We start from the raw sequence: 13490 nt of genomic DNA, 5'->3' as shown, positions 1-13490 counted from the left end.
TCCGTCCGAGAGTCTATAACCAGAGAGGACTCGACGGGTCCCGCCGATGAGGGTTGGATTCGTCCACAGAATAAATCGATGGCCCAGTCCTGATGGATGCCGCCTTCACCAAATGAAAAACAGCTCGGAGACCGGAAATGAACCAGTTCTACTACGATGCCGTGACCAAGATGGAGCAGATGGGCGTCGACGATGAATACATTCAGGGGTGGCAGTGTGGATTTCTTCAGAACCCCAAGCGCGAGGAGCAGCGCCTGACCGAGGCCTATGAGGCCGGTTACAGCGACGGCGAGGAGAAGAGTGCCGAGAACTTCGGTAACTGGGTCACGGCCTGAGCCTAGTTCCTGCCTCGGTTTCGAACCCTTGAATGAGGCAGGATTTACAGGATCGAACAGGATGAAATCCTGTTGATCCTGTCCGTTCGACCGTAACGTGCGCTCGACCATCCCCTGGTCGAGCCTTGCGGATCCCTTTCGAACCCCGCTCAACCTGCCTGTCTGAGCGACTGCAGTGGTGGTCGAATCAGCAGCGGATAGGTCGCCAGGGTTCCAGCCAATCCGATCGCCAATCCAGAGCCCAAGACCCCGACTACCCAGAGCCAGGGGTTGAAGCTGAACTCCAGCTCGAACAGCTGTTCGGCCAGCAGCCAGCCGGTGGCCTCGGCGAAGATCGAGGCGAGCAGTCCGGCGAGCAGTCCGGCGGCGGTGAACTCGACCGCCAGACTTCCAAGCAATGCCCGACGCCCTGTCCCCAGCGTGCGCAGGATGCCGTGCTCGGCGCGCCGATCCTCCAGGCTTGCCTGTATTCCCGCATACATCACCAGCAGTCCCGCCAAGATCGTGAAGGCGAAGACGTATTCGACCGCCAGCACGCCTCGGTCGATCACCTGTCGCACCTGTCCCAGAATGGCGTCCACGTCCAGCGGCGTCACGCTTGGGAAGCGTCGCGACAACTCGGCGACCAGTCCCTCGTTCTCGTGCGCGAGGTGGAAGCTGGTGATATAGGTCGCGGCCTCGTCGCGCAGCAGGACCGGACTCGCGGTGACGAAGAAGTTGACGTTGAAACTGTCCCACTGAACCTCGCGCAGGCTGGTCACGGGGCCGCTGACGGCGTGACCCGAGATCCAGAAGGTGAGCCTGTCGCCCAATGCGATGCCGAGTGTTTCGGCGATGCCGGTCTCGACCGAGAACTGTGGCGGTGCCTCTTCTCCAGACCACCAGTTGCCGGCGACGATGCGGTTGTCCGGTTGAGGTTCGGTCCCGTAGCTGAGGTTGAATTCGCGGGTCGCGAGCCGCTCGGCGCGCGGATCCTCGTAGTCGCTCGGTTCGACCTCATGGGCGTTGATGCGGGTCAGACGGCCCCGGATCATGGGATAGATCGGCGCCCGTTCGATGCCCGCTTCGGCGAGGAAGTCCCTGAGCGGTTCGACCTCTTCGGGCTGGATGTTGATGAGGAAATAATTGGGCGCGTCGGTCGGCAGGCTGTCCTGCCAGGCGTGCAGCAGGTCGAGTCGAACCACGGCTAGGAGCAGCAGCGCCAGGATCCCGATCCCGAAGCCGCCGATCTGCAGCACGGCGCCGCTCGGGCGGCGCGCCAGGGCCGCCAGTCCCAGTCGCCAGATGCCCCGGACCCGTCCGGTCAGCCGCCCGGCCAGACGGACCAGGAGCAGGACGGAGAGGACGAGCGTGACCAGCGCGCCCATCACCCCGGCGATCAGTTTCCAGGCCAGCGACAGGTCCTGCGCCTGCCAAAGGATCAGCAGTGCGAGGGCGCCGCCTGCCGCCACGAGCGCCAGCGCAGCCGGCGCTTTCGGTCCGCCGATGTCGCGGCGCAGTGCCCGCAGCGGGGTGACGCGGGTCAGTTGCAGGAGCGGCGGGAGGGCGAATCCGAGCAGGCAGATGAGACCGGTGGCGACACCCGTCACGATCGGGGCTGCCGAGGCCGGAGGCAGATCCTCTCCGAGCCAGTCGCTCAGCGCGCCGACGAGCCCGGCTTGGGCGAGCCAGCCGAACAGACAGCCGACCAGGCTCGCGATCAGTCCGAACAGAACCAGTCGCAGCAGAAAGATCCGTGTCAGCAGGCGTCGTGGCGCGCCCAGACAGCGCATGATGGCGACTGCGTCCGTCTGGCGCTCGACCAGACGATGGCTGGCCAGTGCGATGGCGGCGCCCGCGACCAGGAGTGTCGTCAGTGTGGCGAGATGCAGGAAGCGGGCGGCGCGCTCGACCGCCGAAGCGAACTCGGGACGTGCCTCGCTCGCCGATTCGGCCGACATATTGGCCGCGAGCCGTGGCTCGATCCAGTCGCGATAGCGTGCCACCGCCTCGGCATCGCCGGCGATCAGCAGACGATGGGTGGCGCGGCTGGCCGGTCCGATGAGTCCGGTGGCCTTCAGGTCGGCCGTGTTCATCATGACCCGTGGCGCGATGTTGAAGAAGCTGCGTCCTTCGTCGGGTTCGCGGGTCAGGATGGCGCCGATGCGCAGTGGCGTCTCGCCGATTTTGATGCGGTCGCCGATCTGGATCTGCAGCAGGGGCAGGAGTCGCGATTCCAGCCAGACCTCGCCGGCGGGAGGGCCCTGGGGGGCCGGTGCGTCCTGGGTATCCGCATTTGCGCGGATCCGCAGTTCGCCGCGCAGCGGATAGGCCGAGTCGACGGCCTTGATGTTGACCAGCTGGGGCGTCTGGTCCGTGACCAGGACGCTGCGGAATTCGAGCGTCTGAGCCGTGCTCAGGCCGCGTGTCTTGGCCTCGTCGGCGAGTGTTTCGGGCAGAGGGGTAGAGGATTGGATCGCGAGGTCGGAGGCGATCAGTTCGCTGCCCTGACGCTCCATGGTGGCCTCTACCCGGTCGGTGAAGAAGCCGACCGCCGTGACGGCCGCGACCGTGATCACCAGCGCGGCGGCCAGCAGATAGAGTTCGCCGCTACGCCAGTCGCGGCGTAGCAGTCGCAGACTGATCCGCCAGGCGCTCATGCCAGCGTCTCCAGCCGGCCGTCGCGCATCCGCAGGCGGCGGTCGCAGCGTTCGGCTAGGCGCGGGTCATGGGTGACCAGGATCAAGGCCGCATCGCTGGCCTGGCGCAGATCGAGCAGTAGGTCGATGATCTGTTCGCCCGTCTGTTGGTCCAGGTTCCCGGTCGGTTCGTCGGCGAAGAGCACGCTCGGACGCGGGGCGTAGGCGCGCGCGATGGCGATCCGCTGCTGTTCGCCGCCCGAGAGCTGGCGCGGATAATGTCCCGCACGGGCGGTGAGGCCGACCCGCTCCAATGCCGAATCGGCACGTTCGGCCGCGTTTGCTGTCCCAGTGAGTTCCAGGGGCAGCAGTACGTTCTCGCGCGCGGTCAGCGTCGGTAGCAGCTGGAAATTCTGGAACACGAATCCGACCCGGCCGGCGCGCAGCTCGGCACGCCCGTCTTCGTCCAGGTCGCCGATGCGTCGGTCGCAGAGCCAGACCTCGCCGGCGCTGGCGTCGTCCAGTCCCGCGAGCAGCGAGAGCAGGGTGGATTTGCCCGATCCGGAGGCGCCCAGGATGGCCACGGCCTCGCCAGCGTCGATCTCCAGATCCAGCCCTTCGAGGATGGTCAATCCGCCGGCCGGACCGTTAACATGCTTGCCCAAGCCGATTGCCTTCGACAGGGTTCGAGGCATTGTTTGAGTCAAAGGTTCTGACATGATCCGACTACTCCTGATCTGTATCCTGACGTTTCCCGCCATCGTTGTCGCCAATCCGCCGGGCGTGCTGGTCCTGGGCGACAGTTTGAGCGCCGGCTATGGGCTGGGTCCGGGCGAGGGCTGGGTCTCGTTGCTCGCCGAACGCTTGAAGGCCGATGGTCGCGCGGAGACCGTCGTAAATGCCAGCGTGTCGGGCGATACCACGGCGGGCGGTCTGACGCGTTTGCCGTCGCTGCTCGCTCGGCATCGGCCGGCGGTGCTGGTGATCGAATTGGGCGCGAACGACGGTCTGCGCGGGCTTGGGCTCGCTGTGATCCGACAGAATCTGACTCGGTTGGTTCAGCTGGGGCAGGACTCAGGGTGTCGTGTCCTCTTGATCGGCGTGCGGCTGCCGCCGAACTACGGTGCGTCCTACACCCAGGGCTTTCAATCCCTGTTCGGCGAGGTTGCCGAGTCGCTCGACGTGTCCCTGGTTCCGGCCCTGCTCGCCGATGTTGCCGAGCACTGGGATCTGATGCAGGCGGATGGATTGCATCCGCGAGCCAAGGCCCAGGGGCGTATTCTCGATAACGTTTGGCCGGCGCTCGAGCCACTGTTGAGCGCGCCCGAGGGGCATTGATTTCGTGCCAGGTTTCGATTACGGACCATCCGAGGATGGTCTTGGTTTCCTTTTGTCCAGCCTTGGCTGGATATCCATCGATTGGGGGTCTATGACATGCAACGCGTGACGATCGTGGGGGCTGGATTCGCCGGCTTGACCGCCGTCCGGGCGCTGCGCCAAGCCGATCCGAGTATTGAGATCACGCTGGTCAGCCGCAAGCCCGAATTCGTCTACTATCCTGGCCTGATCTGGGTGCCCTCGGGGCGACGTACCGGGGACGATCTGGTCATCGATCTAGGGCGCTTCTTCGAGCGGATGCGGGTGAAGCACATCCCCGGCGAGGCGACGGGTCTCAGCGCGGATGGTCGCGTTCTGGAGACCACCTATGGTCCGATCGAGAACGACGGTCTCATCCTCGCCAGCGGCGGACGCTTCATCAAGAAGCTGCCTGGAATCGAACATGCCATCGTTCCCTGCGAGGGCGTGGCAGCGGCCAAGGCGATTCGCGATCGGGTCAAGTCGATGGACGGTGGCAGCATCGCCATGGGTTTCGCCAGCAACCCCAAGGAGCAGAGCTCCATGCGTGGCGGACCCATGTTCGAGTTCCTGTTCGGCATGGACAATCAGTTGCGCAAGGAGAAGCGGCGCGACAAGTTCAAGCTCCACTTCTTCACCCCGGCCGAGCGTCCCGGTAACCGTCTGGGGCCGAAGGCGGTCGATGGCCTGCTCGCCGAGATGAAGCGCCGTGGGATCGAAACCCATCTCGGCAGCAAGATGAAGGGCTTTTCCTCGACCCAGGTCACCACCGAGAGCGACGCGTTCGATGCCGATCTCATCCTCTTCATGCCGGGTATGACGGGCAACGCCTGGTTCGACAACACCAGTCTGCCGCGCTCGCCGGGCGGTCTGCTCCAGGCCGACGCCCAGTGCCGGGTGCCTGGGTTCGAGCGGGTCTATGTGGCGGGCGACTCGGGCAGCTTCCCCGGGCCGGATTGGATGCCGAAGCAGGGTCACATGGCGGATCTGCAGGCACGCGCTGCGGTGAAGAATCTGCTGGCCGAATTCGCCGGTCGCGAGCCCAAGGCGGGATTCCGGGTCGAACTGCTGTGCATCGTCGATACCAACGACAGCGGCATGCTCGTGGCCCGAAACGAGAAGTTCAATCTGGTGTTGCCCTCGATGAAGCTCTTCCACTGGCTGAAGCGCTTCTTCGAGTGGATGTATCTGCGCCGCTACCGCTCGGCCTGAGCCAGCGACCAGCTACCAGCTACCAGCTACCAGCTACCAGCTACCAGCAAGATTATAGTGCTGGCGGCTGGCGGCTGGCGGCTGGCGGCTGGCGGCTGGCGGCTGGCGGCTGGCGGCTGGCGGCTGTTAAGGCATGGAGTCCAGTTCGGCGCCTTCCTTCTTGACCGGTACCGGCAGCAGGTCGGCCTTGGTCAGTCCCAGCCAGATGACGATGGCGGTCGCCACGTAGATGGTGGAGTAGGTGCCGACGAAGATGCCGACGATCAGTGCCAGGGAGAAACCGCTGATCGCCTCGCCCCCGAACAGATAGAGCGCGAACAGCACCAGCAGGGTGGTCCCCGAGGTGACGATGGTGCGCGAGAGGGTCTGGTTGATCGAGTTGTTGGTGATCTCCATCACCGTGCCCTTGCGCATGCGTCGGAAGTTCTCGCGGATACGGTCGAAGATGACGATGGTGTCGTTCAGCGAATAGCCGATGACCGCCAGCACGGCGGCGAGCACCGTCAGGTCGAACTGGATCTGGAAGATCGAGAAGATGCCGACCGTGAAGAGGACGTCATGGACGAGTGCGACCACGGCTCCCACCGCGAAGCGCCACTCGAAGCGTAGCGCGACATAGATGAGGATGCCGATGAGCGAGAAGAGAACCGCCAGGCCGCCCTGCTCGCGCAATTCCTCGCCGACCTGCGGACCCACGAACTCCACCCGTCGCAGCTCGACCTGGCCCTTGGCCTCCTGGCTGAGAATGCGGAAGACCCGGTCGCTCTGCTTGGAGCTGTCCTTTTCCTCCTGAGGGGCGAGACGAATGAGGATGTCGCGGTTCGAGCCGAAATACTGGATGGTCGTACCGGGGAAGCCCTGCGATTCGAGCGATTGATGAATCTCGCTCAACTCGACGGGCTCCTGATATCCGAGCTCGATCACGGTACCGCCCGTGAAGTCGAGTCCGAAGTCGAAGCCTCGGAACAGGATCGACAGAAGACAAATGACCAGGGCGGTGCCGGAGACAATGGCCGCGAACTTGCGCTTGCCCAGGAAGTCGATGCCGAAGTCGTTGATCGTTCGCTTCGTTTTGACCGTGCTTTGCGATTTCATGGTGATCCCTCCGTCAGATATACAGCTTGTTCAGGCGTTTGCCGCCGTAGATGAGGTTCACCAGAGCGCGCGATCCGAGGATGGCGGTGAACATGGAGGTCACGATACCGATGAAGAGCGTCACGGCGAATCCCTTGACGGGGCCGGTGCCGAAGCTGAAGAGCACGACGGCGGCGATGAGCGTGGTCACGTTGGCGTCGACGATGGTCGAGAGCGCCTTGTCGTATCCGGCATGGATGCTCGCCTGCGGCGAATTTCCGTTGCGGATCTCCTCGCGGATGCGCTCGAAGATGAGCACGTTCGCGTCCACCGCCATGCCGACCGTCAGCACGATACCCGCGATACCGGGCAGCGTCAGGGTGGCCTGGAGCATGGAGAGGATGGCGATGATCATCACCAGGTTGACCACCAGCACCAGGTCGGCGATCAGGCCGAACTTGCGGTAGTAGAGCGCCATGAAGCCGACCACCATGGCAAGACCCACCATGACCGAGAAGAAGCCCTGATCGATGTTGTCTTGGCCGAGGCTGGGGCCGATGGTGCGTTCCTCGACGATCTGAATGGGTGCGGCCAGGGCGCCGGAACGCAGCAGCAGTGCGGTGTTGTGGGCCTCCTCGCTGCTGTCGAGACCGGTCGTCTGGAAGCGTCGGCCGAAAGGTTCGCGGATGTTGGCGACGCTGATGACCTCTTCGACCTTGCGGGTGTTTTTGACCGGCTCGCCGTTCACCATCTTGGTGGTGGTGCGGTTCTCGATGAAGACGACCGCCATGGGCTTGCCGACGTTTTCGGTGGTGACGTTGCGCATCCGCCGTGCGCCTTGTCCGTCCAGGTTGACGAAGACCGTCGGGGTGCCGCTCTGGTTGTCGAAGCCGGCCGAGGCGTCGGTGATCTGGTCGCCGGTGACGATGACGCGACGCTTGAGCAGGATCGGGGTTCCGTCGCGCTCGTAGTAGAGCTTGCTGCCGACCGGAACCCGTCCGGCGACCGCATCGGCCACGCTGCCCTCGGTATCGACTAGACGGTATTCCAGGGTTGCCGTAGCGCCGAGGATATCCTTGAGGCGTCCAGGATCCTGGGCTCCGGGCAACTCGACGACGATGCGTCGATCGCCCTGGCGCGCGATGCTCGGTTCGGCGACGCCCAGTGCGTTGACGCGATTGCGCAGGGTCGTGATGTTCTGCTGCAGGGCGAAGTCCTTGATCTCCTTCTGCTCGGTTTCGGGCAGGCTGGCCTGGAGCTCGAAGGTGGAACCGCTCTCGCTCGACTGCACCTGAAGGTTGCGGAACTCGCGGCTCAGGAGCTTCTCCGCCGCAGCGCGGCTGTCGGCATCCGAGAACTTGACCTTGATGTTTCCGCCGTCGCGGGTGACGGTCAGGTAGCGGATCTTGGCCTCTCGCAGCTGTGAGCGCAGGTCGCCGATATAGCGTTCGAGCGCCTGATCCAGCGCGGCCTCCATGTCGACGTCGATGACGACGTGGATACCGCCGCGCAGGTCGAGACCCAGGGCCATCTGGTTCAGGCCGATGGCGCGCATCCAGCCGGGCAGATCGGCGACCTGGGTGAGCGCGGTGCGGTAACGCTCGGACAGGGTGCGTTCGATCGCCTCCTGGCCCTTGAGCTGTTCGCCCGGCTTGGCGAAACGCACCAGCAGCTTGTCACCTTCGCGGGGTTCGATGTCCTTGAAGGGCACCTTGGCGTTCTCCAGCGCGGCACGAATCTCTCCGCTGCTGGAATCGGTGATGGTCGAGCCGCGCGCGGCGCTGATCTCGATCGAGGGGTCTTGAGAGTAGAGGTTCGGCAAAGCCAGAAAGAGGCTCACCAGAATCACGCTCAGGATCAGCAGGTTCTTCCACAAGGGATATCGGTTCATTGCAGTTCAAATCTCAACATCGCTGGTCGCGACAGCCTGGAGGGGAGGCGGGAAGGGCGCGCGGGAGAGACCGCCGTGTAGCGGTGGCCGCGACCGAATTGGAGATATAGCGGCCGGATGACCCGGCTTTGCCGCCAAGGGCGGCCCGAGCCGGGTCCATGCCTATTTTACCGGCGGCTCAGAGGTCCTTAAGGGTGCCTTTTGGCATCACGGCCTCGACCGCCATCCGGCGAACCTTGATCTGCACGCCGTCGGCGATCTCGACCAGGATGAAATTCTCGCCAAGGTCGATGACGCGGCCGGCGACACCGCCGACGGTGGTGATCTCATCGCCCTTCGACAGGGCCTCGATCATCTTACGGTGCTCTTTCTGACGCTTGGACTGAGGGCGGATCAGCAGGAAGTAGAAGACGACCGCGAACAGCACCAGCGGCAGCAGTGCCATGAAGGGGTCGCCTGCGGCTGCCGCAGGCTCGCCCTGGGCCAGGGCGTCGGTGATGAAAAAGCTCATATCGCTTCCCTAGTGGTGTGTGGATCCGTGAGCTGGATCCAGTTGCATGAACAGCGCTGCATCGTCCGGCGGCGCAACCGCCGCACGAGACATGGCGGCGGATTATCGCACAAGGTCGATGAGGAGTAAGACCCCAATCTTCGCCGCCAGGCTACACTCTGACGGCCCTCGGGCGGCGTTGTTCCTTGAAATGACTAACGAATGCATCGAGTTTGCCGGCGGCGATGGCCTCGCGCAGACCGCGCATGAGCGTTTGGTAATAATGCAGGTTGTGGATGGTCGCGAGCCGTGCGCCCAGGATCTCCTTGCAGCGGTCGAGATGGTGCAGATAGGCGCGACTGTAGTGGCGGCAGGTGTAGCAGTCGCACAAGGGGTCGAGCGGCCCCTCGTCGGTGCGGTTGGCGGCGTTGCGGATCTTGACGATGCCCTGGTGGGTGAAGAGATAGCCGTTGCGGGCGTTGCGGGTCGGCATGACGCAGTCGAACATGTCGATGCCGCGCTGGACCGCCGCGACGATGTCCTCGGGCGTGCCGACACCCATCAGATAGCGCGGCCGGTCGGTCGGCATCTTGTCGGACAGGAAATCGAGGATCCGCAGCCGGTCCTCTTCCGGCTCGCCGACCGAGAGCCCGCCGATGGCGTAGCCGTCGAAGCCGATTCGCGTCAGCCCTTCGAGCGAATCGGCGCGCGGTCCCTCGTGCATGCCGCCTTGTACGATACCGAACAAGGCCGACGGATTGTCGCCGTGCGCCTCGCGCGAGCGGGCCGCCCAGCGCAGCGACAGCTCCATCGAGGCGCGCGTCTGGGCCTCATCGGCCGGGTAGGGAGTGCATTCGTCGAAGATCATGACGATGTCCGATCCCAGCTCGCGCTGGACCTGCATCGAGACCTCCGGGCTCAGGAAGACCTTGCTGCCGTCGATCGGGGACTGGAAATGGACGCCCTCCTCGGTGATCTTGCGCAGCTCGCCGAGGCTGAAGACCTGGAAGCCGCCCGAGTCGGTCAGGATCGGTTTGTCCCAATGCATGAAGTCGTGCAGATCGCCGAGTCGGCGGATGATCTCGGTTCCCGGACGCAGCATCAGATGGAAGGTGTTGCCGAGCACGATCTCGGCGCCGACCTCCAGTAGCTCCTCAGGCGTCATCGCCTTCACGGTGCCGTAGGTGCCCACGGGCATGAAGGCGGGCGTTTCGACCGTTCCGCGTTCGAACGTCAGGCGGGCGCGTCGTGCCAGACCGTCTTGGCCAAGCAGATCAAATTCCATCAGTGTCTCCGGTGCGACCGCCGTTCAGCCAGTCGGTCAATTCATACAGGTTCTTCACCGTCAGCGACGGTGGTGTGAGTGCGTCCGGCCAGTCGCGACCGGTGCGGTTGACCCAGATCGCAGCGATGCCGAGCGCGCGTGCCGCCTCCACGTCGGTCCAGGGATCGTCGCCCAGATGCAGACATGCGTCGGCACTACAGCCGGTGAGTTCCAGTGCGCGGCGGAACATGGCCGGGTCCGGCTTGGCTGCGCCAATGCCGGCCGCCGTGAGGTTGTGGTCGAAGATCCCGCGCAGCGGCGTCACCTCGACATCGGCATTGCCGTTGGTGAGGCTCGCCAGACGGTAGTTCGATGCCAGTGAGCGCAACGCGGGCAGGGTGTCCGCATAGGGCTCGATCCGGCTGCGATGGTCCAAAAAGAGCGAGATCGCGACGTCGGCCAGGTCGGTCGCATAGCCGAAGGATTCCAGAAGCTGGATCAGCGAGCGGTGTCGGACCAGCCCCAGGTCGTGCGCGATTTCGGGCATCGTCTCCATGACCGCGCGACGATGTGCGCGCATGCTCTCGATGTCGTGCGACTCGGCGAGCCGGGGCGCCCGGTCACGCAGCCAGTCGTAAAGCGCCTGCTCCGCCGCCTGGATCGCCGGCAGACAGGGCCAGAGGGTGTCGTCCAGGTCGAAGGTGATGAGGCGGATGCGTGCTTGCAGCATGGTCTTGCGGATCGGAAAAGAGCTGCATTGTGCCTGTAAGCCCGACCCGATACCAAGCCGGATCGGCCGATCGGCACATGCGTGCCTCCAGCACGCTAGGCGTCGAAGCGATGCCGTGGTGTTGGCTGTTGCCTATCGCGGGCCGTGCTGCACTTTTCTGCTAGCCTAATCCCGAGCAACGAGACAGAACAGGTATCCCGCGATGGAAGCCTTGGATCTTCACAACCCCATTCATCGCGTCAGCGTGGATCGGTTCCACCAGATGATCGACGCAGGCGTATTCGCCGATGGCGATCGCGTCGAGCTGATCGACGGGGAGATGCGAGACATGTCGCCGATCGGACCCTTGCATGCGAGTTGCACCGACACTCTGACCATGCTGTTCGCGCCCGTTTTGGCGGGCGTCGCGATCGTGTACGCCCGGCATGGGCGTGAACTCATGGGGTGAAAGTCCCCTGTAGGAGTACCTGTGTCCACGAAGTGGACTGTAACTACTAGCTGACGGCAAGGGCAAACCCGCGAGGGGATGTCTGGAGGAAGCCCGAGTGCAAAAGTGCGAGCCGACGGACAGAAACCGCATAGAAGGCTTGGCCCCTGGGCGAGTCAGCACGAGATGACGAAGCCCGACAGGTGCAGGGGGTAGGGTAAATGCGGCGGTTGTGCACTGAAAGTTCACGTTCTTATCCGGGGAGATCTGTCTCGCTTGCGGTCCGCGTTCCTATGGGAGTCGAACTGAGGGCCAGCCTGAAAGGGCTGGAATCACCATCGAACCCTAAGGGGGCTGTGGTTGCCGTGGGAGCCGGCCTGAGGGCCAGTCCGAAAGGGTTGGAATAACCACCGGACCCTACAGCGACTCGGGCAGCGCGCTGAGCGGTAACGCTCGGCGTGATGAGACAGAAGTCAGCAGACGGCATAGTAGCCAAACGCCCACTGTAATGGGTGGGACAAGGTGAAGGCCTGAACCTTCGGCAACGAGCGAGCCTGGCGAATCTCAATGGCTGAATTGCACCCGACCGGGTGAATCGGCCTTGGCGGTCCGTTATGTAGCCAGCGTTGGAGGTCGCCATTCTTCGGTGATCCTTTTAAACCCGAAGGAAACGCCCCGTGCGGACCCGCATGCGGGGTGTTGTGGAGGCCGGGGGAGAAAAACCCCCGGCTATCCGATTAGCCTTTGCTGGTGCGGAATGTGAAATACAGTGCTAGCGACGCCTGCAGACCTCCAGCAAAAATCACAGCGACTCCTCCGACCAAGTGGCTGTTTAACAGGTTAACGCCAATAGCGATGATAAGTTGAGATATACCGCTCTCATTTGAGTTTTTTGCGGACAGGCATTTTGTGACACTCAACCGAATCTGTAGAATCTTCGCCATGCCTGACTACCACCTCACTGATAAGCAACTCGCGGAACTGCGTGCGGCCCACCGAGGTACGCGCGATAAACGCGAGGCTGATCGGATCAAGGCGGTTGTTCTGCTCGCGACCGGCTGGACAGCGGAGCAAATCGCCGAGGTGCTACAGATCGACCCGAATACGGTGCGCAACCACTTCAAGCGCTATCGCCAGGATGGCCTGAAATCACTGGGGCACGTGGCGTTCCGTGGCAGCGCATGCCAGCTCGACGCCGCGCAATTGACGTGCTTGGAAGCGCATCTGCAAAGCCACCTCTACCTCAGCGCCAAGGCTGTCGCCCAGTGGGTCGAAAACACCTTTGATGTTGCCTACACCGTCAGCGGCATGACGGCGCTGCTGCATCGCTTGGGCTACGTCTACAAGAAACCCAAGCTCATCCCTGGCAAGGCCGATCCCGAGGCCCAGAAAGCCTTCCTCGCCGAGTACGAAACACTCAAGCAAACCAAGGGTGATGCGGATCCCATCTATTTCATGGATGCGGTCCACCCGCAGCACAATCCGGTCATCGCCCAGGGCTGGATCAAGCGCGGCGAGGATCGCGAGATCCGCTCCAACACCGGGCGGCGGCGCGTCAACATCAACGGTGCCATCGATCTCAAGTGCCTCGAACCCGTTGTCCGCTTCGACGACAGCATCAATGCCGTCTCGACCATCGCTCTGCTGCAGCAAATCGAGCAGCGGCATCCAGACGCGGCGGTGATTCACGTGATTTGCGACAATGCTCGCTACTATCGCTCCAAGGCGGTTCGTAAGCACTTGGAGACATCACGCGTGCAATTGCTCTTTCTCCCGCCCTATGCGCCAAACCTCAATCTGATCGAGCGATTCTGGAAGTATTTTAAAAAGATAGTGCTCTATAACCGCTATTTTGAGTCGTTCGCCGACTTCAAAGCGGCTTGCGAGAATTTCTTTCGTCACCCGAACCAATATCGTGGTGACCTACGATCGTTGCTGACGGAAAACTTCGCCATTGTCGGCGAGTAAAAACCGAAAAATTGGTATTAGCTCGGTATATCACGGCTCAAGGAGAGTTGAGATATCACGTAACAGAGAAGTCCATTGCCTCTAAAGAGTACATTCATTTTCTTAAGCAACTGATGGAGAAGAGA

At 63.1% G+C, this 13490-nt stretch carries 12 protein-coding genes; 5 read left to right on the top strand and 7 right to left on the bottom strand.

Annotated features, from left to right (window positions below):
• Positions 1 to 137 precede the first annotated feature (137 nt).
• Positions 138 to 335 carry an Alvin_2107 family globule sulfur oxidation protein gene (locus THIDRDRAFT_RS12635; protein ID WP_007041243.1) on the top strand — a complete coding sequence of 66 codons (198 nt, stop codon included), beginning with the start codon at positions 138 to 140 and terminating at the stop codon, positions 333 to 335.
• Between the two features lie 149 nt (positions 336 to 484).
• On the opposite strand, the gene THIDRDRAFT_RS12630 is transcribed toward THIDRDRAFT_RS12635, so the two are convergent.
• Positions 485 to 2974 (bottom strand): ABC transporter permease, encoded by a 2490-nt coding sequence (locus THIDRDRAFT_RS12630; protein WP_007041242.1) that lies wholly within the window; start codon positions 2972 to 2974, stop codon positions 485 to 487.
• Positions 2971 to 3672 carry an ABC transporter ATP-binding protein gene (locus THIDRDRAFT_RS12625; RefSeq protein WP_050984718.1) on the bottom strand — a complete coding sequence of 234 codons (702 nt, stop codon included), beginning with the start codon at positions 3670 to 3672 and terminating at the stop codon, positions 2971 to 2973. The genes THIDRDRAFT_RS12630 and THIDRDRAFT_RS12625 overlap by 4 nt, the downstream gene beginning before the upstream one ends.
• Here THIDRDRAFT_RS12625 and THIDRDRAFT_RS12620 point away from each other — a divergent pair.
• Positions 3671 to 4291, top strand: coding sequence for an arylesterase (locus THIDRDRAFT_RS12620; RefSeq protein WP_007041240.1), 621 nt, complete (start codon positions 3671 to 3673; stop codon positions 4289 to 4291). The genes THIDRDRAFT_RS12625 and THIDRDRAFT_RS12620 overlap by 2 nt on opposite strands.
• Positions 4292 to 4387: 96 nt before the next feature.
• On the top strand, positions 4388 to 5521 hold the full coding sequence (locus THIDRDRAFT_RS12615) for an NAD(P)/FAD-dependent oxidoreductase (protein ID WP_007041239.1): 1134 nt from the start codon (positions 4388 to 4390) through the stop codon (positions 5519 to 5521).
• Between the two features lie 126 nt (positions 5522 to 5647).
• Here THIDRDRAFT_RS12615 and secF read toward each other — a convergent pair whose 3' ends face one another.
• The 5 genes from secF to THIDRDRAFT_RS12590 form a co-directional block, all read right to left on the bottom strand.
• Positions 5648 to 6616 carry a protein translocase subunit SecF gene (gene secF, locus THIDRDRAFT_RS12610; RefSeq protein WP_007041238.1) on the bottom strand — a complete coding sequence of 323 codons (969 nt, stop codon included), beginning with the start codon at positions 6614 to 6616 and terminating at the stop codon, positions 5648 to 5650.
• Between the two features lie 13 nt (positions 6617 to 6629).
• Positions 6630 to 8486, bottom strand: a complete 1857-nt coding sequence (secD, locus tag THIDRDRAFT_RS12605; RefSeq protein ID WP_007041237.1) for a protein translocase subunit SecD — start codon at positions 8484 to 8486, stop codon at positions 6630 to 6632.
• A gap of 178 nt (positions 8487 to 8664) precedes the next feature.
• Positions 8665 to 8997 (bottom strand): preprotein translocase subunit YajC, encoded by a 333-nt coding sequence (gene yajC / locus THIDRDRAFT_RS12600; RefSeq protein ID WP_007041236.1) that lies wholly within the window; start codon positions 8995 to 8997, stop codon positions 8665 to 8667.
• A gap of 151 nt (positions 8998 to 9148) precedes the next feature.
• On the bottom strand, positions 9149 to 10261 hold the full coding sequence (tgt, locus tag THIDRDRAFT_RS12595) for a tRNA guanosine(34) transglycosylase Tgt (protein ID WP_007041235.1): 1113 nt from the start codon (positions 10259 to 10261) through the stop codon (positions 9149 to 9151).
• Complete coding sequence (locus THIDRDRAFT_RS12590) at positions 10251 to 10970, bottom strand: HAD family hydrolase (protein WP_007041234.1); 720 nt, start codon at positions 10968 to 10970, stop codon at positions 10251 to 10253. Before THIDRDRAFT_RS12590 ends, tgt begins: the two co-directional genes overlap by 11 nt.
• Positions 10971 to 11181: 211 nt before the next feature.
• Here THIDRDRAFT_RS12590 and THIDRDRAFT_RS12585 point away from each other — a divergent pair, with 211 nt between their 5' ends.
• On the top strand, positions 11182 to 11418 hold the full coding sequence (locus tag THIDRDRAFT_RS12585; protein ID WP_245535843.1) for a Uma2 family endonuclease: 237 nt from the start codon (positions 11182 to 11184) through the stop codon (positions 11416 to 11418).
• Positions 11419 to 12339: 921 nt separating this feature from the next.
• The gene (locus THIDRDRAFT_RS12580) at positions 12340 to 13365 is read left to right on the top strand and encodes an IS630 family transposase (RefSeq protein WP_007041232.1); all 1026 of its coding nucleotides are present in this window, start codon (positions 12340 to 12342) and stop codon (positions 13363 to 13365) included.
• The last annotated feature ends 125 nt before the right edge of the window (positions 13366 to 13490 follow it).

Source organism: Thiorhodococcus drewsii AZ1 (assembly GCF_000224065.1).
GTDB lineage: Bacteria > Pseudomonadota > Gammaproteobacteria > Chromatiales > Chromatiaceae > Imhoffiella > Imhoffiella drewsii.
This window is presented reverse-complemented; position numbering and strand designations above follow the sequence as displayed.